The organism is Streptomyces sp. NPDC054783 (genome assembly GCF_053611725.1).
The window spans coordinates 75,262-94,890 of record NZ_JBSHAY010000011.1; the positions used below are offsets into that span (position 1 = coordinate 75,262).

Sequence of the window (19,629 nt, forward strand, 5' to 3'; positions counted from 1 at the left end):
CCGTGGAGGATGGGACATGACGGAAATTCTTGTGCAGGCGGGTGCGGAGGGACAGGTTTCTTCGCTGACCAGGGTGGTTGAGCACCCGGCCTGGCCCGTGCTCAAGGATGCCGTGGAGCAGATCCGGCCATGGCAGTCCAAGGACGGATCGATCGACTTCGAGGCCGAGGGTGCCCCGGGCAGGGCGGACGCCGAGGCCGCCGTACGGCGTGTCGTGGACGCGGTCGAAGCGCTGTCCCCGCTGCTCCCGCACGACGAGGCCTACCACCAGGCCCTGGTGAAGGATTTGCACCGCTGGGCCGAGGGCGGCTTCGAAGTGCCGGACTTCCTGGACTCCCTGCTCGCATTCCAGCCCGCCGCACAGCGCGCGGACGACCTGCAGCACCTGGTCGTCTTCCCGATGTACACGCAGAACGGCAACCCGGACCGCAACCTGGAGGCGGTCGTGCTGCGCATGGTCTGGCCGGACTGGCTGGCCGAGCTGGAGCGCACCCGCTACGACAACCCGCTCTTCTGTGGCATCACGTTCGAGGACTTCACGTCCGGCTACGACACGAACTCGGCCGTCCTCTTCCCGGAGACCATCGCCGTCCGCGAGGCGCCGGAACGTTTCTCTTGGGGTGGCATCTTCTGCGACCGCGAGGCCGCGCGTTTCCGCCGGGTCACCGAGGCCGCCGTCGACATCCTGGGTCTTCAGCTGCCCGAGGACACCGCCGCGATGGTCCACGACCAGAAGCGCTGCGAAGAGGCCTTCGTGCTGTGGGACATGGTCCACGACCGCACCCACAGCCACGGCGACCTGCCGTTCGACCCGTTCATGATCAAGCAGCGCCAGCCGTTCTGGATGTACGGCCTTGAGGAGCTGCGCTGCGACCTCACCGCCTTCAAGGAGGCCGTGAAGCTCCAGGCGGACGGCGTCCCGCAGGCCCGTGACGTGCAGTACGCGGTGCTCTTCGACCGCATGTTCCGCTTCCCGGTCACCGGCGACCGCAACCGCAACTACGACGGCCTCGGCGGCCAGCTGCTCTTCGCCTACCTGCACAAGCACGACGTCCTCCGCTGGACCGACAACAAGCTCTCCATCGACTGGGAGCGCGCCCCGCAGGTCACCAACCAGCTGTGCGCCGAGATCGAGAAGCTGTACAAGGACGGCATCGACCGCCCGAAGCTGGTGCACTGGTTCGCCGGATACGAGCTGGTCGCCACCTACCTCGCCCCGCACCCCGGCTCCAAGTGGGCCCAGGGCCCGGAGGCGCTGGACCTGACCCAGCCGCCGCGCAAGCTCGTGGACGACGTGCTTCCGGACGAGTTTCCGCTGAGCATGTTCTTTGAGGCCCTGTCCAAGAAGCTGAAGAATGTGATCGCCTCCACCAAGGGCATCACGGCGGACGGCGCCGAGCGGATCGCCGCGTGAGCGACCGCGTCAACGAGAACACTGCTTCAGAGGGGAAGAACGTGGCGAACAACGGGTCTCTCAGCGGTGCGGTGATCGCGGTGGCCGGTGCGGGCGGACCCGCCGGGCACGCGGCGCTGGTCCGGCTCGCCGAGGCCGGCGCGGTCGTCGTCGGAGCCGACAACAATCCCGAGCGCCTGGCGGAGTCCGTGGACGCGGCCCGCTACGCGCGCGGCGGCGCCACGGTCACCGGCGAGACGGTCGACCTGCTCGACCTGGCCTCGACCCGGGCCTGGGCCGACCGCATCGAGAAGGAGCACGGCCGGATCGACGGTCTGGTCCACCTGGTCGGCGGCTGGCGCGGCAGCGCGACCTTCGAGGAGACGAGCCTCGCGGACTGGGACCTGCTGGAGAAGTTGCTGATCCGCACCGTGCAGCACACCTCCCTGGCCTTCTACGACGGCCTGCAGCGCAGCGACCGCGGCCGCTACCTGCTGATCAGCGCCGCCGGCGCGTCGAAGCCCACCGCGGGCAACGCGGCGTACTCCGCGTCCAAGGCCGCGGCCGAGGCGTGGACCCTGGCCATGGCCGACGGCTTCCGCAAGGCCGGGGGCGAGGCCGGACCGCGCGCGGCGGCTACGATCCTGGTGGTGAAGGCGCTGGTGCACGACGCGATGCGCGCCGAACGCCCCAACGCGAAGTTCGCGGGCTTCACGGACGTCAAGGACCTCGCCGAGGCCATCGAGGGCGTCTGGGGCAAGCCCGCCGCGGAAGTGAACGGAAACCGTCTGTGGCTGACCGAGAAGCCGTGAACCCTCCCAAGACCGACGCGCGTCGCCATCACGACCCCGCGGTCCGCGGTTTCGCCAGTGACAACTACGCCGGGGCCCATCCGGAGGTGCTGGCCGCCCTGGCCCTCGCCAACGGCGGCCACCAGGTGGCGTACGGCGAGGATGAGTACACCGAGAACCTCCAGCGGATCATCCGCAGCCACTTCGGGGCCACCGCGGAGGCCTTCCCGGTCTTCAACGGCACCGGCGCGAACGTGGTCGCGCTCCAGGCGGTCACCGACCGCTGGGGCGCGGTGATCTGCGCCGAGAGCGCCCACATCAACGTGGACGAGGGCGGCGCGCCCGAGCGGATGGGCGGCCTGAAGCTGCTCACCGTGCCCACGCCGGACGGCAAGCTCACGCCCGAGCTGATCGACCGGCAGGCCTGGGGCTGGGAGGACGAGCACCGCGCGATGCCGCAGGTCGTCTCGATCACCCAGAGCACGGAGCTCGGCACCCTCTACACGCCGGACGAGATCCGCGCGATCTGCGAGCACGCCCATGCGCACGGCATGAAGGTGCACCTGGACGGCTCCCGGATAGCCAACGCGGCCGCCTCGCTGAACGTGCCCCTGCGGACGTTCACCAACGCGGTCGGCGTCGACATCCTCTCGCTGGGCGGGACCAAGAACGGCGCCGTCTTCGGCGAGGCGGTCGTGGTCCTCAACCAGGACGCGGTGCGGAAGATGAAGCACCTGCGGAAGCTGTCGATGCAGCTGGCCTCCAAGATGCGCTTCGTGTCGGTGCAGCTGGAGGCGCTGCTGGCGAAGGACCTGTGGCTGCGCAACGCCCGGCACGCCAACGAGATGGCCCAGCGGCTCGCCGAGGGCGTGCGCGCGGTGCACGGCGTGGAGATCCTCTACCCGGTGCAGGCCAACGGCGTCTTCGCCAAGCTCCCGAACGACGTGTCCGAGCGTCTGCAGAAGCGCTTCCGCTTCTACTTCTGGGACGAGGCCGCCGGAGTGGTGCGCTGGATGTGCTCCTTCGACACCACCGAGGAGGACGTGGACACCTTCGTGGCCGCGCTCAAGGAGGAGATGGCACGCTAGCCGTCTGTGCCTATGCATAGGTATGCGGTCGCTCGAAAAGTCATTGACTGACGAGTGATCGCATTCCTATGCTCTGCGAGCATGGAGCTGATCCAGAACACGCCTGATCTGTCCGCTTACTTGGCTGCGGACGAGGTCGTCGACCATCACCATCCCGTGGTCCGGGAGACGGCCGCAAGGCTGGCCGCCGGGGCCGCCGACTCGTATGCCTATGCGCGGGCCGCCTATGAATTCGTCCGGGACACCATCCCGCACTCCCAGGACTCCGGCGACCCGCGCGTCACCTGGCGCGCCTCGGACGTGCTCGCTCTGGGCACCGGCATCTGCTACGCCAAAGCCCACGCCCTGGCCGCCCTGCTGCGCGCCGAGGACATCCCGACGGCCCTCTGCTATCAGCGGCTGACCGACGACCAGGGCGGCCACGCCGTGCACGGACTGGTCGCCGTCCGCTTCCACGGCGCCTGGCACCGGCAGGACCCGCGCGGCAACAAACCCGGCGTGGACGCCCAATTCTCCCTGGACGGAGAGCGGCTGGCCTGGATCCCCGACCCCGCGGCCGGTGAGCTGGACCATCCGGTCCTATACGCCGAACCGCACCCGGTCGTCCTCGACGCCCTGAAGGCGGCCCCGGACCGGCCGTACCTGCGGAAGACGCTGCCCGACGCACTCTGAGGGCAGGGGCCCCCGACGCCGTCGCGATCGCACCGCTGATCCCCCCGCCATGAGCAACGGGGGAGCAGCACAAGGCGACATCAACGGCACGGAGCACGGTTCGGCGGACGGGCAGGGCGGCGCCGGCGCCGGTGGCCGGTTCGCTCGGCGGCGCAAGCACAAGGTGCTCGCCTCGGCCGTGGCGGCGGCCCTCGTCGCGGGCGCCGTCGCGGTGCCGCTCGCGCTCGGTGCGTGGGACGACTCGTGCAAGGAGCTGCCCGCCGCCACACGCGCGTTGGCGAAGGACCCGGCGGCGGCGCCCCACGCCCTCGACCCCCGGGACGACATGTCCCGCTACGCGCAGCCGGTGCCCGCCGCCTCGGTGACCGGGACCGGCTCCTGCCCCTTGTCGGGATCCTGCGGCGCCGCGTCGCCCTTCGGCACCGCCAGCGGCTTGGCGCCGCAACCCAGGTGCCATGAGGCGGAGTTGACGAGGGGTACGACCGTCTCGTACACGGCGTGGCTCGTGCGGGCGGTGGCGTAGCCGATGTCGGCGCTCACCAGCATCCTGCGCGGTCTGGCCGCCGCGTCCTCGCCGAGACCCGGACAGCGCAGCAGGAACTGGAGGTCGCCGAACTTGTCGACGTGACCGGGCAGATCCTGCGGCATGGGGCGCATGGGCGAGAAGCCCTGCTCCGGGAAGTCGAAGAAGAACTGGCCGTCCTGGTCGTCCCGCCCGGTGTGGGCGGTCATCCGCACCACCGGCGTGGAGTCGCCGTGTCCCTCGAAGCTCAGGCTGCACCCGTAGTCGCCCAGCCGGGGACGCGCCGACGCGTCGGCCTTGGTGAAGTGGCCGCCACCGGCCGCGGGTTGGCGCAGCGGTCCGGAGGGGAGCGCGCCGTCGCAGGCGGTGCGCACCAGTCACCAGTCCTTCGCGCAGGGCGCGCAGATCCAGCCGGCCAGAGCCAGCACGGCCGCAGCCGCGAACGTGACCTTCCCCCAACGCCGCATCGTCGAGCCCCCGTACAGCGGTCGGCACACGAGAGCCTCCCGGCTCCGCCGTCACGATCGCGAACCCTGTCGACAAGCGCCGCCACCGCTGACTGCCGGGTACCCGTACGAACGACGGCTCTGCAGTTCCCCAGGGGCGCGGGGGTGTGCCGGTTATGCGGCTCCGCAGCGCGGACGCGCCCAGCCTCCACCGGTGCGCAGCCGAACGATCCCCCTGACTCCCCCCAAGCCCCACCCGGGCAAGGTACCGCGGGTCATCGCACCGCAGGTCACCGCGCGTCGGCCGCCCGCAACTGCTCCACCGTCGGTGCCGTACCACCCAGGTGCGCGGGCAGCCACCAGGAGTCCTCGGCGCCCTTGGGGCGGCCCGGGTAGGCGCGCTGGGCGGCGTCCAGCAGTTCCTGGACGCGCTCGCGCAGCCGGCGGGTTATGGCGCCGGCGTACTGGTCGCGGGGAGCCTCGACCGCCTCGCCGACCCGGATGGTGACGGGCAGGTGGCTGCGCTTGAAGTTGCGGGGGTGGCCCTTCGTCCACAGCCGCTGGGTGCCCCACACCGCCATCGGGACCAGCGGAACGCCGGCGTCCTGGGCGAGCCGGGCCGCACCGGACTTGAAGCTCTTCAGCGTGAACGACTGGGAGATGGTGGCCTCCGGGAAGACCCCCACGACCTCACCCGAGCGCAGCGAGTCCAGCGCGTGCGCGTAGGCCGCCTCGCCCTGGTTGCGGTCCACCGGGATGTGCTTCATGCCGCGCATCAGCGGACCGGAGATCCGGTGACGGAAGACGGACTCCTTCGCCATGAAGCGCACCAGACGCTTCTGCGGCAGGGCCGCCAGACCGTTGAAGATGAAGTCCAGGTAGCTGATGTGATTGCTCACCAGCACGGCGCCGCCCGAGCGCGGGATGTTCTCCGACCCCTGGCAGTCGATCTTCAGGTCCCAGACCTTGAACATCGTCTTGGCGAATCCGACGACGGGACGGTAGACCAGTTCTGCCATGGGCGGGACAGACCCTTTCTGCTCTGCTCGGGAAAGGGGGCTCCCGGCGGGAAAGTTACGCAGCCGTAGGTTTACGGCGTCTCGCAGATCGTGCCCGAAGAACGGACGGGTAGCCAGCCCTGGTGCCCGGTGGCGGCGAGATTCTCGTCACGTCGGCCTACATCCCACCTCGGATCTTTAAAATCCCTTTACTCCGCCCGTACGATGGCCCTCTTCAGGAGCAGGAACATCTCGCAGCCCAGGCAGTAGCCGAACGCCGCGTTCAGGAACGCGGCGGCGAGGGCCGCGCCGGTCGCGGCGAGGCCGAGCCACTGCGGCCCCACGGTGAACCCGACGAGACCGAGCCCCGCGAACACCAGGCCCACGGCCTGTGCGAACCGCGGCGGTTCCGGCGCCTCGAACTCCTTCGGCGGCCCGAGCCGGGGCCGTACGGCCGTGCGGAACGCCCAGCCGTACGGTGAGCGCTGCGCACCCGCGGCCGCTCCCAGCGCGAACGCCAGCGTCTGCCAGCCCAGTACCCAGGCGTTCTCCAGGCTGAGTCCCGCCGCCAGAACGGCCGTCGTCACGGCCGCCCCGAAGCGCGGCCCCCTCACGTCGATGTCCATGAATCCAGCATTCCGCAACGGAAACTCGCGCGGGAGGCGGGAATCTTTGCAGTCTCGTGAATGCTTGGGCGGATGATGACCGGACTGATGGTGTGCGTCGCGGTGCTCGTCGTGGCGAGCGCCGCCGGAGTGCTGCACAAGCGGCGGAGCGGGGGAGTACGGGTGCGCGGGCGGGACGAGGGCAAGCGGCTGGGAGCCGCAGAGCTGGGCGGCGACCTCGGCGAGCGCGCCACGCTGGTCCAGTTCTCCAGCGCCTTCTGCGCGCCCTGCCGGGCCACCCGCCGGGTCCTCGGCGAGGTCGCCGCAATGGTCCCCGGCGTGGCCCACGTCGAGATCGACGCCGAGGCCCGCCTGGACCTCGTACGCCGACTCGGGATTCTCAAGACGCCCACCGTGCTGGTGCTCGACGCCGAAGGGCGTGTCGTACGGCGTGCCACGGGGCAGCCCCGCAAGGCCGACGTCATCGCGGCACTGGGCGAGGCCGTGTGAGGGGGCCTCAGGAGACGGGGCGGTGTCTTCCGCATCCCGGACCGTGCTTGACTGGGCGCACCAACTATCGTCAGCCTGACCGTATGCCGACCGAACTCCTTCTCCACGGGCGGGTCCACGTCGACCTCTCCCACACCGCGAGCGCCATCTGTCCGGGCTGTTGAGACCCGACGGCCCAGCTCGCGACCTCCAGCAGAAGGACAACTCCATGACGGCCTCGCCCGACCTCGGCACTGTTCAGCTCGCCTCTCCCGACCTGTTGCGCTCCGCCTTCCGCCGGCACGCCGCCGGTGTGGCGGTGATCACCGCGCGCGGCGCCTCCGGCCCGGTCGGCTTCACCGCCACCTCGCTCACCTCGGTCTCCGCCGAGCCCCCGCTCGTCTCCTTCGGCATCGGCACGGGCGCCTCCAGCTGGCCGGCGATAGCCGAGACGGACCACGTCGGCGTCCACATACTCGGCGAGCACCAGAGCGAGCTGGCCGCCACCTTCGCGCGCAGCGGCGCCGACCGCTTCGGCGCGCCGACGGCCTGGCGCGAGGGCCCGGAAGGCGTACCGGTGCTCGACGACGTGCTCGCCTGGCTGGTCTGCCGGATCGTCGGCCGCGTCGCGGCCGGTGATCACCGGATCGTGCTCGCCGAGGTCGTCCTGGGCGACCCCACGGGCGCCGGCCGCCCCCTTCTCTACCACCAGGGCCGCTTCAACGGCCTGCGGGATTGATCACGCAGGCCTCTCCTGCGAAGTCGTCGAGTTCCGGTTACGCTGCGTTGCGAAGGTCACAGTTCAAAGCGCTTGCTTAGCGGGCAGGAACTGGGTGTACTGACGAGTAATATTTCGGTCGGAGCGCGCGGACGCCCCGACCGGGATCGGCCGCTTGAGGCGCCTATGCTGCCTGCAAGAGGCAGCCCGGAAATGACGATGCAGTAGGAGAGCCGGCGTGAGCTTGAGGATCGTTGTCACTGTGAAGTACGTGCCCGACGCCACTGGCGACCGGCACTTCGCCGATGACCTGACCGTCGACCGCGACGACGTCGACGGTCTGCTCTCCGAGCTGGACGAGTACGCGGTCGAGCAGGCTCTTCAGATCGCGGAGAACGCGGACGACGCCGAGGTCACCGTCCTGACCATCGGCCCCGAGGACGCCAAGGACGCGCTCCGCAAGGCCCTGTCCATGGGTGCCGACAAGGCCATCCACGTCGAGGACGACGACCTGCACGGCACCGACGCCATCGGCACCTCCCTGGTCCTGGCCAAAGCGATCGAGAAGGCCGGCTTCGACCTGGTCGTCTCCGGCATGGCCTCCACCGACGGCACCATGGGCGTCGTCCCCGCGCTGGTCGCCGAGCGCCTGGGCGTCCCGCAGGTCACCCTGCTCTCCGAGGTCTCCGTCGAGGACGGCACGGTCAAGGGCCGTCGCGACGGCGACGCCGCGTCCGAGCAACTGGAGGCCTCGCTCCCGGCCGTCATCTCCGTGACCGACCAGTCGGGCGAGGCGCGCTACCCGTCCTTCAAGGGCATCATGGCGGCCAAGAAGAAGCCGGTGGAGTCCTGGGACCTGTCCGACCTGGACATCGAGGCCGAGGAGGTCGGCCTGGACGGCGCGTTCACCAAGGTCGAGGCCGCGAACGAGCGCCCGGCCCGTACGGCCGGCACCATCGTCAAGGACGAGGGCGAGGGCGGCAAGCAGCTCGCTGAGTTCCTCGCGAGCCAGAAGTTCATCTAAGGGCTCGCCCCCGCTGACCGCCCCTCAACTTCGTTACGCAGGAGAGCAATCCCATGGCTGAAGTCCTCGTCTACGTCGACCACGTGGACGGTGCCGTCCGCAAGCCCACCCTGGAGCTGCTGACCCTGGCCCGCCGCATCGGCGAGCCCGTCGCCGTCGCGCTGGGCAACGGCGCCGCCGACACCGCCGCCACGCTCGCCGAGCACGGCGCGGTCAAGGTCCTCACCCACGACGCCTCCGAGTACGGCGAGTACCTGGTGGTGCCGAAGGTGGACGCCCTGCAGGCCGCCTACGAGGCCGTCTCCCCGGCCGCCGTGCTGGTCCCCTCCTCCGCCGAGGGCAAGGAGATCGCCGCCCGCCTGGCGCTGCGCATCGGCTCCGGCATCATCACCGACGCCGTCGACCTCGAGGCCGGCGACGAGGGTCCGGTGGCCACCCAGTCGGTGTTCGCCGCGTCCTTCACCACCAAGTCCCGTGTCATCAAGGGCACCCCGGTCATCACGGTCAAGCCGAACTCGGCCGCCGTGGAGGCCGCCCCGGCCGCCGGTGCGGTCGAGGCCCTGTCCGTGTCCTTCTCGGACAAGGCGACCGGCACCAAGGTCACCGCCCGCACCCCGCGTGAGTCGACGGGGCGTCCGGAGCTGACCGAGGCCGCGATCGTGGTCTCCGGTGGCCGTGGCGTCAACGGTGCCGAGAACTTCTCGATCATCGAGGCGCTGGCCGACTCCCTCGGCGCGGCCGTCGGTGCCTCCCGTGCCGCCGTCGACGCCGGCTGGTACCCGCACACCAACCAGGTCGGCCAGACCGGCAAGTCGGTCTCGCCGCAGCTGTACATCGCCAACGGCATCTCCGGCGCTATCCAGCACCGTGCCGGTATGCAGACCTCGAAGACGATCGTGGCCGTCAACAAGGACGCCGAGGCCCCGATCTTCGAGCTGGTCGACTACGGCGTGGTCGGCGACCTCTTCGACGTCGTCCCGCAGCTGACCGAGGAGATCAAGACCCGCAAGGGCTGAGCCTCACCCGGCACACCCGAGGCCCCGGCGACCCACGCGGTCACCGGGGCCTCGGTGCATCCTGGTGACGATCCGCCGGGCGCCGACCACGCTCCGGACGGGGTGTTGACCAGCGAGAACCTCCCGGATAACTTCATTCTACGGATTGTTGATTCCGTACAGCGGAAAATTGGAGGGTGTGGGATGGGTCAGCAGGAGAAGGTGGCGACGAGCCTCGCGGGCGCCGTCAGCGAGGAGATCAGCGCCTCCCTCGCGCCGGTCGACGCGGAGCTGGAGCGCCGCTACCCCGGGGACCCCGGCACCCGGCAGCCCGTCCACACCGTCTACGTCCCCGGTGACGTCTTCGCCGCCGACACCATCCGCTCCTGGGGCGAGCAGGCCCTCGCCGCCCTCGACGAACACGCCCCCGACGCGGCCTCCTTCGCCGCCGTACTCGGCCTGTCCGACGAGCTCGCCGAGCCCGTCTACTCCCGCGTCCGCGCCAAACTGGAACGCGAGCCGATCGAAGACCTGCGCGTCGACTTCGAGGACGGCTACGGCCCCCGCCCCGACGCAGAGGAGGACCGGGCGGCGGCCCGCGCGGCCCGACTGATCGCGGAGGCGTACGCGAACGGCACGGCGGCGCCGTACATGGGCATCCGCATGAAGTGCATGGAGGCCCCCGTGCGCGACCGGGGCATCCGCACCCTCGACGTCTTCCTCACCGGCCTCACCGAGTCCGGCGGCCTGCCCGAGGGCCTGGTGCTCACCCTGCCCAAGGTGACCTACCCCGAGCAGGTCACCGCGTTCGTGCGCCTGCTGGAGGTCTTCGAGAAGGTGCACGGTCTGGACGCCGGCCGGCTCGGCTTCGAGATCCAGATCGAGACCAGCCAGTCCATCCTCGCCACCGACGGCACCGCCGCCGTCGCCCGGATGATCCAGGCCGCCGAGGGGCGCGCCACCGGGCTGCACTACGGCACCTTCGACTACAGCGCCTGCCTCGGCGTCTCCGCCGCCTACCAGGCCAGCGACCACCCGGCCGCCGACCACGCCAAGGCGGTCATGCAGGTCGCGGCCGCGGGCACCGGGGTGCGCGTCTGCGACGGCTCCACCAACGTCCTGCCCGTCGGCCCCACCGAGAAGGTCCACGACGCCTGGCGCCTGCACTACGGCCTCACCCGCCGAGCCCTGGCCCGCGCCTACTACCAGGGCTGGGACATGCACCCCGGCCACATCCCGACCCGCTACGCCGCCGTCTTCGCCTTCTACCGCGAGGGCTTCGAGCAGGCCGCGGCCCGCCTCGCCCGCTACGCCAACCGCGCCGGCGGCGACGTCATGGACGAGCCCGCCACCGCCAAGGCCCTCAGCGGCTATCTGCTGCGCGGCGTGGACTGCGGCGCCCTCGACATCGCCGAGGTCGCCCGCCTCACCGGCCTGACCCGCGCCGACCTGGAGGGCTTCGCCGCTCCCCGGCGCGGCGACCTGACGGCCTCCGCGAAGTAGAGGGCGCGGCCCGGTCACAGCCCCCGGCCGGGGAAGTGGCCCGGCACCCCCGCCCCGTACGCTGGACGCCACGCATCGACCGGGCGGACGCGACCAAGGACGACAGAGGAACGGGGCGGCGGTGGCTTCGGGGGAGCAGGGGCCGGAGGAGTACGGGCACACGGACGACGGGGCCGGCCGGCTGCTGGCGGGGCGCTACCGCGTCACCGCGCGGCTCGGGCGCGGCGGCATGGGCGTGGTCTGGCGGGCCGTGGACGAGGTCCTCGGCCGCGAGGTCGCCGTCAAGGAGCTGCGCACCTACACCGACGCGGCCGGACCGGAACTCTCCGAGCTGCGCCTGCGCATGCAGCGCGAGGCCCGGGCCGCCGCCCGGGTCCGCCACCCCGGCGTCGTCGCCGTGCACGACGTCACCGAGGTCGACGGGCGCCCGCTGATCGTCATGGAACTGATCGACGGGCCCTCCCTCGACGGCGTCCTGCGCGAGCGCGGCACCCTCGACCCGTACGAGGCCGCGCGCATCGGCGCGGCGGTGACGGACGCCCTGGCCGCCGCCCATCGCGCCGGCGTCCTGCACCGCGACGTCAAACCCGGCAACATCCTCCTCGACCCCTCCGGCCGAGTCGTCCTGACCGACTTCGGCATCGCCACCATGGACGACCCCGGCGACGGCTCGGCCACCCGTCTCACCCGCAGCGGCGAACTCGTCGGCTCCCTCGACTATCTGGCCCCCGAGCGCGCCCAGGGCGCCGCGCCGGGCCCGCCCGCCGACGTCTGGGCCGTGGGCGCCACCCTCTACGCTGCCGTCGAGGGCGCCGCGCCCTTCCGCCGTACGTCCACCTACTCGACGCTCACCGCGATCGTCTCCGAGCCCCTGCCCGAGCCCCACCGGGCTGGGCCGCTCGCGCCGGTCCTGCGGCGTCTGATGGACAAGCGCCCGGACGCCCGTCCGGACGCCGAGGAGGCCCGCGAGGCGCTGCGCCAGGTGGCTGAGGCGCGGACCCGCGACATGCCGACGGCCACCCTGCGCCGGACGCCGCCCCGGGCCCCCGAACCGACGCAGCGCACCGCGCCGGGCGTGCCGATGGCGCCCTCCCACGCCGAGGGCACCGCTCCCCGTACCGGCGCGCCCACCGGACCGCCCCCCGCCCCCGCCCCTGGTGCCCCCACCGGACCCATGAGCACGGCGACCGGCTCGCCCCGCCGCAGGGGCCGCGCTCTCCTCGCCGCCGGTGCCGTCGCCGTCGTCCTCGCCGCGGCGGGGGTCACCGCGGCCCTGGTACCCGACCAGGGAGCGCCGAAGACCGCACCGGCCGCTTCCCGTTCCGATGCCGCGACCACGAAACGAGCCGGCACCGGGTGGTCCACACAGCCGAAGAAGTCGCATGGGCACGGCGGCGAGAGCGCCGGACCCGGCGGGACGACGAGCGGCGCGGGCCACGCCGAGCCGTCCGCGCGTGCCTCCGCCTCGGCACCGGACGGACAGTCCGACAGCCCCGCTCCGACGGGGAGTTCGGGGCCCGCCTCCACTCCGGCGGCTGCCTGCCGGGCCGTCGGCGGCGGCACGTACGACTGCCAGGTCTGGCGCACCGCCAAGTCCTACACGGCCTCCGGCACCGAGGCCGGGACCCTGAACGCGGGCACCGACTACTTCTACTGCCAGGCGAAGCTCGACCGCCGGGAGACCTACGGCCGGTGGACGAACGTGTGGTGGGCGAAGACCGACGACGACAGCGGCAACACCGGCGTCTACGTCAGCGACGTCTACCTCAAGGGCGGGAACAACGACGAGCCGGTGCCCGGGCTCCCGGTCTGCTGACCGTCGGCGTACGGCTCGAAACCCGACTCCGTCACCCACTTCTGCTCGGCGAACAGCCGAGTGCCCCGCGCGCAGAGTTCGGGGTCACGGCGTGCCCGCGCGCAGAACTCCTCCGGCGTGACCCCGAACAGCGCGCGCAACGGAGCCGATCCGAGGAGGAGTTCGCCGAGCAGGGCGCGCTGGTCGCCGGGATGGTGGCGTGGTGCGCCGGTGCCGTCGTGCAGCACGCCGTGCCGGTTGACGTAGGCGTACGCCCCGGTGAGCGCGCAACCGTCCGGCAGCTCGATCCGCACCTGGGGCGCGGGCAGCCAGCCCCGCCGGAAGTGGGGCTCGCTGGCGTCGATCACTTCCAGCTGGTGCCGGTCCAGCCAGATGACGAACAACTCCCGTAACGCCCGCGGTGACTTGACCGGAGATGCGGAGACATAGCCCAGGCGGCTGACGTGCGCCGAGATGCCCACGTCGAGCCCGGACACCCGCGACCGCACCATCGGCACGGGCGAGTCGATCCCGAACTCGGCCATCTTGTGCCGCAGTTGACCCGGACAGGCATTGGAGCCGACGGCGAGCACCGGCACCCGGTCGTCGTACACCAGGCGCTCCACCGGGAACATCCGGTCGCCGTGCAGCAGTCCGGAGTCGGCGGGCCAGGCGCCGGGATAGGTCAGCGGATGGTCGCGGGGAGCGTCGGCGAGGCCGAGCTCCGCCAGGGTGAGGCCGGTCACGGGCGGCTCAGTCGGCCGGCGGCAGCTCGCCCGAGCCGCGCGTGATCAGCCGGGTGGGCAACTCGATGCGCTCCGGTGCGACGAGCGCGCCGTCCAGCTGACGGAACAGGCGCTCGGCGGCGGTACGGCCGAGGGCGGCCGAGTCCTGGGCGACGACCGTGACGCCCGGCTGGAGCAGATCGGCCAGCTCGATGTCGTCGAAACCGACGAGGGCGACCCGGCGGGACTGCTCGGCCAGCACCCGGATCACGGTGACCGTCACCCGGTTGTTGCCCGCGAAGATCGCGGTGACCGGCTCGGGACCGGAGAGCATCTCCTCGGCCGCCCGGCGCACCCGCTCCGGGTTCGTCTGCCCGAGGGACATCCAGGCGTCCGCGACCGGTATCCCCGCGTCCTCCATGGCCGCCCGGTAGCCGCGCAGCCGCTCGGCGGCGGTGTGGATGCGCGGCATGTCGCCGATGAAGCCGATCCGGCGGTGCCCGTGCGCGATGAGATGGTCGACGCCGTCCCGGGCACCGCCGTAGTTGTCGGAGAGGACCACGTCGGCGTCGATGCGCCCGGCCGGACGGTCCACGAACACGGTCGCCACGCCCGCCCTGATCTCCGGTTCGAGATAGCGGTGGTCGTCCCCGGCCGGGATGATCACCAGACCGTCCACCCGTCGTGCGCACAGGGCCAGCGCCAGCTCCTGCTCGCGTTCCGGGTCCTCGGCGCTGGAGCCGTTGATCAACAGGGCGCCGTGGGCCCGGGCCACCTCCTCGACGGCGCGGCTGAGCGGGCCGTAGAAGGGGTCGGCGAGGTCCTCCAGGACCAGCCCGATGCTCGCCGTACGGCCCTTGCGCAGCACCCGGGCGCTGTCGTTGCGGCGGAAGCCCAGCGCGTCGATCGCCTCCTGCACCCGGCGCTCGGTGTCCGGGGTGACACCGGGCTCGCCGTTGACCACCCGGGAGACCGTCTTCAGGCCGACCCCGGCCCGCGACGCCACGTCCTTCATGGTCGGGCGGTTGCCGTAACGGGTGCCGGAAAGGCTGTCTGTGCGGCGGGTGGTCTCGGGCACGATGCGGTGTCCTGTCCTGTCGTCCGTCTTGTCGTCCCTCTCGGCCACGGAACCGGTGCGTGCGGGGTGGTGCGCCGGGTCGCAGGAGGTGGTGCACCCCGGTGATGCGCCGATCAGTAGCTTGTATGAGGATGTGGCGTCGAGCATAGAGCCTGGACAACGTTGTCAGATGCGCGAGACACTGTCCACCGCTGTCTGTCGGCCTGCGCCCCACCGTCTGACCGGCCTGCGTGTCTTTGGTTCTCAAGCTTCAACGGGGAGATCTGACTCTGATGCACACCGACCTCGTGGCGGCCCTGGACATCGGCGGCACCAAGATCGCCGGCGCGCTGGTGGACGGCGACGGACGGATCCTGGCGCGGGCCCAGCGCGGCACGCCCGCCCAGCAGGACGGCGAAACGGTCATGCGGGCCGTCGCGGAGGTGCTCGACGACCTCGCCGGATCGCCGCTGTGGGAACGCGCCGGTGCCGTCGGTATCGGCAGCGCCGGCCCGGTGGACGCCTCGGCGGGCACGGTCAGTCCGGTGAACGTGCCGGGCTGGCGGGACTTCCCGCTGGTCGAGCGGGTGCGGGCGACCACCGGCGGACTCCCGGTCGAGCTGATCGGCGACGGCGTCGCGATCACGGCGGCCGAGCACTGGCAGGGGGCCGCGCGGGGCCACGACAACGCGCTGTGCATGGTCGTGTCGACCGGAGTCGGGGGCGGCCTGGTCCTGAACGGCCGGCTGCACCCCGGGCCGACCGGCAACGCCGGGCACATCGGTCACATCAGCGTCGACCTCGACGGCGACCCTTGTCCGTGCGGCTCGCGCGGCTGTGTGGAGCGGATCGCGAGCGGACCGAACATCGCCCGCCGCGCCCTGGACCGGGGCTGGCGGCCCGGCCCCGACGGCGACGCCTCCGCCGCCGCCGTGGCCGCCGCCGCCCGCGAGGGCGACCCGGTCGCCGTGGCTTCCTTCGAGCGCGCGGCACAGGCTCTGGCCGCCGGCATCGCGGCCACCGCGACCCTCGTCGAGATCGACATCGCCGTGATCGGCGGCGGCGTGGGCAAGGCGGGCGACATCCTCTTCACCCCCCTGCGCAAGGCACTCACCGACTACGCCACGCTGTCCTTCGTCCAGCGTCTGCGGGTCGTGCCCGCGCAGATGGGCACGGACGCGGGGCTGGTCGGCGCGGCGGCCGCCGCGCTGGCTCGGCGGCCGGACGCGACGGCGGGGGTCTGAAGGGGCGCGGGGCCGTATCGACATGCGGCTCCGCCGCGTGGGCGCGCCGAGGCCCGGACTCACCCGCAGCCGCGTACGGTCTCAACCGCCCCGACGAGTGGGCACTGTCAGCAACTCACTTGCGCATCCGCCCAGTCCGCATGGTCCGAGTCGTTGCCGTCTCCCGCGTCGGTGACGACCAGGTGGACCACCTGGGCGCCGGTGATGTCGGCGGTGAGGGGCCGGGCGGGCATGGCGTTGGTCAGCATGCCGGTCGAGGCGACCTTCGTGCCGTCGGCCCAGATCTCGAACGTGACGGTGCCCTTCGTGCCCTTCTCGTCGTCGACGCCGACGTCCGCGGTTACCTTGCTGCAGGCCTTGCCGGTGTAGAAGGAGACGTCGCTCGGGGCGTGGACTCCGAGGCCCTTGCTGTACACGGCGCCGCCGATGGTGATCGGGTGGCCGTCGCCCGCGGCGCTCTCGCCGTTGCTGGTGTCGCGTTCCACCGGCCCCCAGCCGCTGGTCGCCGACAGCCAGGGCAGGTCGCTGAGGTACGACGTCCCGGCGGGTGGCCGCACGACGACGGACGCGGTCAGCGGGAGTGCGCTGGTGACGCGTTGCCCGGTCGGTGAGAGGTAACGCGTCTGGAGCGTGAGGCCGTAGGAACCCGTGGGTGTTCCGGCCGGCGCGGTGACGGTCCAGCCGGTGCGCAGGGTCCCGCCGGTGGTGAGGGCGGTGGCCGTGGTCGGGGACGAGGGCCGTACGGTCCACCCGTCGGGGCCGGTCAGTGCCACGGACACCTGGCGTGCGGGGGTGCGGCCGAGGTCGGTCACGGTGCTGGTCAGTGTGGCCGGCTCAGCCGCCTCCAGCAACGGGCTGCCGTCCACGCCCAGTTCGGCGGCGGGCGGGTGCGCGGCCCAGCGCGGGTCGGCCGAGACGCGCAGCAGGACCGTGCCGTGGGCGGGCACGGTGGCGGCGATGGTGCCGGCGGTGTTGTAGCTCTTGTGCTGCCACAGGTCCCGCTGGGTGTACGCGGTGGCGTCGGGCAGGCCGACGGCGGACGCGGAGGTGGCGATACGCTGCGCGGTACCGGACTCGTTGAACAGGGCCACGGCGCGGCTGCCGTCCTTCATCTCCTTGGCGATCACCCGGCGTCCGCCCGCCGACGAGACGACCGTGCCCTGCTTGCCCAGCGGGTCCTGGTCGACGGCGATGACCTCCTTGTTGTCCAGGATGTCGAAGGTCGCCTGGGAGGCCTTGCGCAGGTCGGTGCCGATCAGCAGCGGCGCGGCCATGACCGACCAGAGGGAGAAGTGCGAGCGGTACTCGGTGTCCGTCATGCCGCCGTTGCCGACCTCCAGCATGTCCGGGTCGTTCCAGTGGCCGGGTCCCGCGTACGGCGCGAGCGGCAGGTTCTGCTGCAGGATCGACAGCATCGAGCCCCAGTTGTCACTGATGTCACCTGTGGTGCGCCACAGATGACCGACGCCCGCCGCCCATTCCCAGGGCTTGTTCTGGCCCCATTCGCAGATGCTGTAGACGATGGGCCGCCCGGTCGCCTTGAGCGCGTCGCGCATGGTCGTGTAGCGCTGCTTGGCGTCGACGCCCTGGTTGTTGCAGTTGTCGTACTTCAGGTAGTCCACGCCCCAGTCGGCGAACTGCTGGGCGTCGCTGTACTCGTGGCCGAGCGCGCCCGGGAAACCCGCGCTGTTGCAGGTCTTGGTGCCGGCGCTGGTGTAGATGCCGAGTTTGAGCCCCTTGGAGTGGACGTAGTCGGCGACGGCCTTGATGCCGTTCGGGAAGCGGGCCGGGTCGGGCACCAGCTTGCCGTCGGCGTCGCGCTGCGGCAGCGCCCAGCAGTCGTCCAGGTTGACGTACTGGTAGCCGGCGTCCTTCAGGCCCTTCGCCACGAAGAGGTCGGCGATGCCCTTGACCATGCTCTCGTTGAACTCCGCGCGGCAGTGCGTGGAGTTCCAGTTGTTGAAGCCCATGGGCGGGGTGAGGGCCAGACCGTCGGCCAGGGCGGGAGCAGCGGGCTCCTGGGCGGGGGCGGCGGCCAGAGCGGGGGCGGCGAGGCCCGCCGCGCACAGCAGGCCTGCGGTGACTGCTCCGACGGCTCTTCGCAGGGTTGTGCGGGTGGGGCGGGTCGTGCGGGTGTGAGGGTTACGCATCGTTGACGTTCCTCCGACTCGCGAAAGGTGGCTGACGACAGGGCGGCGCCTGGGCGTCATGTATGTGTCAGCTGTGCGCGTTTACGGTAGGACGTGTCGGACTGTGTTGGAAGAGGTGCGACCCTGACGGTTCGATATGCCGTCAGACGGGTTGACAGCAGGAGTGTTTGACTCGGTGGCAGCTGTCGGGCGTTCGGATGTGTTCGCTTTCCGAGGCTTACGCCTCGTCGCCGACGTGGCCCCAGCCGGGCAGCGGAGGCTGCGGCCAGGCGGGCGGTGCCGGCAGGAGAGGGACGGGACCGTCGGTCGTCAGCACGGCGGCCGGAGTTCGTCCGCTGAGCCAGCCGAGCACCTCGTGCCCGGCCCCGGCGACCGAGGGTCCCTCCGACGCCACGGACCAGCGCCTGCCGAGATCCACGGCCTCCACCGAGGCGACCGGAAAGCCCTGGGCGCGCAGCGTGGTGAGGGTGTCGTCCAGCGACCAGGAGACATAGCCGTCGGGCCACTGCCCCGTGCCGTGGCCCACGCCCAGGTCGAAGTGATGTGTCTCCAGCTCCCGCAGGCAGCGCAGCAGGAGGTACCAGGCCGGATGCCGCCAGCCGGCCAGCGCGGGGACCAGGCGGTCCCAGGCGGGGGCGGGCAGCGCGTGCGCCTGTGCCGCGAATCGGTCGAGGCTCTCGCGCAGTCGGGTCGCCAGCCGCTCGGCGGACAGCGCCGCGTCCCGCTCGACCCCCGCGGCCAGGGTCGCCGCGTCCGTGCGGGGGCCCGGTGGGCGCCCGGTGTGCGCGAGCCGCAGCAGCCAGACATAGGCGTCGACGCTGTGGGCGACGTGCGCGAGCACATGGCCCCGCGTCCACCCCGGCAGCCCCGCCGGGGCGCGCAGTCCCGTGTCGGACAGGCCGGCCGCGGCCCGTACGAGCCGGTCGCCCGAGCGGACGACGTCCGCGACGCGGCCGGCTGCGGCGCGGAAGGCCGGGAGCCCGTTCACCGGAACTCCCGCACGAGCTCGATCCGTCCGACGACATGGGCGTTGAACTCGTCCAACTCCTCGGCCGGAACCCACAGTTCCAGGATCGTCGCGCCGCCGGCCTGCCGGACCGGATAGCGGGCGAGGAACTCCGTTTCGACCTCGAACCGGGTCACGAAACCGGCGCCGTCGTGCTTGACGTTCCAGTCCCGTGCGATGCGGATCGCGTAGTCCTCGTTGAGGACGGGGTAGAAGATCGGCTGCTCCGGGAGCCGGGGCGGCCAGGCCCGCCAGTCGAGCGCGCGCACCAGGTCCAGCTCCTTGGGGCCCGTGGGGCGCCAGAGGGTCGTCGTCAGGGGCGGGCTGGTCATGAAGGCGTGTCTCCGGTCGGGGCCTGCCGCGCCGGAGGGCAGGTCGGGACGTCGGACGATACCGGCCTCGCCCAT

General features: G+C 71.8%; 19 protein-coding genes. 11 read left to right on the top strand and 8 right to left on the bottom strand.

Annotated features, from left to right (window positions below; genetic code table 11):
- Window positions 1-16: 16 nt before the first annotated feature.
- The 4 genes from ACWGJ5_RS20725 to ACWGJ5_RS20740 all read left to right on the top strand — a co-directional run bounded on the left by ACWGJ5_RS20725 (window position 17) and on the right by ACWGJ5_RS20740 (window position 3,944).
- Window positions 17-1,414 carry a DUF6421 family protein gene (locus tag ACWGJ5_RS20725; RefSeq protein ID WP_453311123.1) on the top strand — a complete coding sequence of 466 codons (1,398 nt, stop codon included), beginning with the start codon at window positions 17-19 and terminating at the stop codon, window positions 1,412-1,414.
- Complete coding sequence (locus ACWGJ5_RS20730; protein ID WP_453311124.1) at window positions 1,411-2,205, top strand: SDR family NAD(P)-dependent oxidoreductase; 795 nt, start codon at window positions 1,411-1,413, stop codon at window positions 2,203-2,205. Before ACWGJ5_RS20725 ends, ACWGJ5_RS20730 begins: the two co-directional genes overlap by 4 nt.
- Window positions 2,202-3,272, top strand: coding sequence for a threonine aldolase family protein (locus ACWGJ5_RS20735; RefSeq protein ID WP_228617362.1), 1,071 nt, complete (start codon window positions 2,202-2,204; stop codon window positions 3,270-3,272). Before ACWGJ5_RS20730 ends, ACWGJ5_RS20735 begins: the two co-directional genes overlap by 4 nt.
- A gap of 81 nt (window positions 3,273-3,353) precedes the next feature.
- Window positions 3,354-3,944: a transglutaminase domain-containing protein gene (locus ACWGJ5_RS20740; RefSeq protein WP_453311125.1), complete on the top strand. Its 591-nt coding sequence runs from the start codon at window positions 3,354-3,356 to the stop codon at window positions 3,942-3,944.
- A 333-nt stretch (window positions 3,945-4,277) separates the two neighbouring features.
- On the opposite strand, the gene ACWGJ5_RS20745 is transcribed toward ACWGJ5_RS20740, so the two are convergent.
- The 3 genes from ACWGJ5_RS20745 to ACWGJ5_RS20755 all read right to left on the bottom strand — a co-directional run bounded on the left by ACWGJ5_RS20745 (window position 4,278) and on the right by ACWGJ5_RS20755 (window position 6,537).
- Window positions 4,278-4,841, bottom strand: a complete 564-nt coding sequence (locus ACWGJ5_RS20745; RefSeq protein WP_453311126.1) for a hypothetical protein — start codon at window positions 4,839-4,841, stop codon at window positions 4,278-4,280.
- Window positions 4,842-5,203: 362 nt separating this feature from the next.
- A complete protein-coding gene (locus ACWGJ5_RS20750; protein ID WP_453311127.1) occupies window positions 5,204-5,932 on the bottom strand; it encodes a lysophospholipid acyltransferase family protein in 729 nt (242 codons plus the stop codon).
- Between the two features lie 188 nt (window positions 5,933-6,120).
- Window positions 6,121-6,537, bottom strand: a complete 417-nt coding sequence (locus ACWGJ5_RS20755; RefSeq protein WP_453311128.1) for a DUF4395 domain-containing protein — start codon at window positions 6,535-6,537, stop codon at window positions 6,121-6,123.
- Between the two features lie 75 nt (window positions 6,538-6,612).
- Here ACWGJ5_RS20755 and ACWGJ5_RS20760 point away from each other — a divergent pair, with 75 nt between their 5' ends.
- The 6 genes from ACWGJ5_RS20760 to ACWGJ5_RS20785 all read left to right on the top strand — a co-directional run bounded on the left by ACWGJ5_RS20760 (window position 6,613) and on the right by ACWGJ5_RS20785 (window position 13,061).
- Window positions 6,613-7,026 (top strand): TlpA family protein disulfide reductase, encoded by a 414-nt coding sequence (locus ACWGJ5_RS20760; RefSeq protein ID WP_453311297.1) that lies wholly within the window; start codon window positions 6,613-6,615, stop codon window positions 7,024-7,026.
- Between the two features lie 208 nt (window positions 7,027-7,234).
- The gene (locus ACWGJ5_RS20765; protein ID WP_453311129.1) at window positions 7,235-7,744 is read left to right on the top strand and encodes a flavin reductase family protein; all 510 of its coding nucleotides are present in this window, start codon (window positions 7,235-7,237) and stop codon (window positions 7,742-7,744) included.
- Window positions 7,745-7,961: 217 nt separating this feature from the next.
- A complete protein-coding gene (locus ACWGJ5_RS20770) occupies window positions 7,962-8,747 on the top strand; it encodes an electron transfer flavoprotein subunit beta/FixA family protein (RefSeq protein WP_453311130.1) in 786 nt (261 codons plus the stop codon).
- 53 nt (window positions 8,748-8,800) lie between these two features.
- Window positions 8,801-9,763, top strand: coding sequence for an electron transfer flavoprotein subunit alpha/FixB family protein (locus ACWGJ5_RS20775; protein WP_453311131.1), 963 nt, complete (start codon window positions 8,801-8,803; stop codon window positions 9,761-9,763).
- 183 nt (window positions 9,764-9,946) lie between these two features.
- Window positions 9,947-11,245: a DUF6986 family protein gene (locus ACWGJ5_RS20780; RefSeq protein WP_453311132.1), complete on the top strand. Its 1,299-nt coding sequence runs from the start codon at window positions 9,947-9,949 to the stop codon at window positions 11,243-11,245.
- 121 nt (window positions 11,246-11,366) lie between these two features.
- Window positions 11,367-13,061 carry a protein kinase domain-containing protein gene (locus tag ACWGJ5_RS20785; protein ID WP_453311133.1) on the top strand — a complete coding sequence of 565 codons (1,695 nt, stop codon included), beginning with the start codon at window positions 11,367-11,369 and terminating at the stop codon, window positions 13,059-13,061.
- Here the strand turns inward: ACWGJ5_RS20785 and ACWGJ5_RS20790 are convergent.
- Window positions 13,007-13,786 (bottom strand): hypothetical protein, encoded by a 780-nt coding sequence (locus ACWGJ5_RS20790; protein WP_453311134.1) that lies wholly within the window; start codon window positions 13,784-13,786, stop codon window positions 13,007-13,009. The genes ACWGJ5_RS20785 and ACWGJ5_RS20790 overlap by 55 nt on opposite strands.
- Before the next feature lie 7 nt (window positions 13,787-13,793).
- Window positions 13,794-14,843 carry a LacI family DNA-binding transcriptional regulator gene (locus tag ACWGJ5_RS20795; RefSeq protein ID WP_453311298.1) on the bottom strand — a complete coding sequence of 350 codons (1,050 nt, stop codon included), beginning with the start codon at window positions 14,841-14,843 and terminating at the stop codon, window positions 13,794-13,796.
- Window positions 14,844-15,115: 272 nt separating this feature from the next.
- Here ACWGJ5_RS20795 and ACWGJ5_RS20800 point away from each other — a divergent pair, with 272 nt between their 5' ends.
- Window positions 15,116-16,066 (top strand): ROK family protein, encoded by a 951-nt coding sequence (locus tag ACWGJ5_RS20800; protein ID WP_453311135.1) that lies wholly within the window; start codon window positions 15,116-15,118, stop codon window positions 16,064-16,066.
- A 107-nt stretch (window positions 16,067-16,173) separates the two neighbouring features.
- Here ACWGJ5_RS20800 and ACWGJ5_RS20805 read toward each other — a convergent pair whose 3' ends face one another.
- From ACWGJ5_RS20805 to ACWGJ5_RS20815, 3 genes are all read right to left on the bottom strand, one after another.
- The gene (locus ACWGJ5_RS20805) at window positions 16,174-18,216 is read right to left on the bottom strand and encodes an NPCBM/NEW2 domain-containing protein (protein WP_453311136.1); all 2,043 of its coding nucleotides are present in this window, start codon (window positions 18,214-18,216) and stop codon (window positions 16,174-16,176) included.
- 217 nt (window positions 18,217-18,433) lie between these two features.
- The gene (locus ACWGJ5_RS20810) at window positions 18,434-19,204 is read right to left on the bottom strand and encodes a maleylpyruvate isomerase family mycothiol-dependent enzyme (protein ID WP_453311137.1); all 771 of its coding nucleotides are present in this window, start codon (window positions 19,202-19,204) and stop codon (window positions 18,434-18,436) included.
- Window positions 19,201-19,554 carry a hypothetical protein gene (locus tag ACWGJ5_RS20815; protein WP_453311138.1) on the bottom strand — a complete coding sequence of 118 codons (354 nt, stop codon included), beginning with the start codon at window positions 19,552-19,554 and terminating at the stop codon, window positions 19,201-19,203. The genes ACWGJ5_RS20810 and ACWGJ5_RS20815 overlap by 4 nt, the downstream gene beginning before the upstream one ends.
- Window positions 19,555-19,629 lie beyond the last annotated feature (75 nt).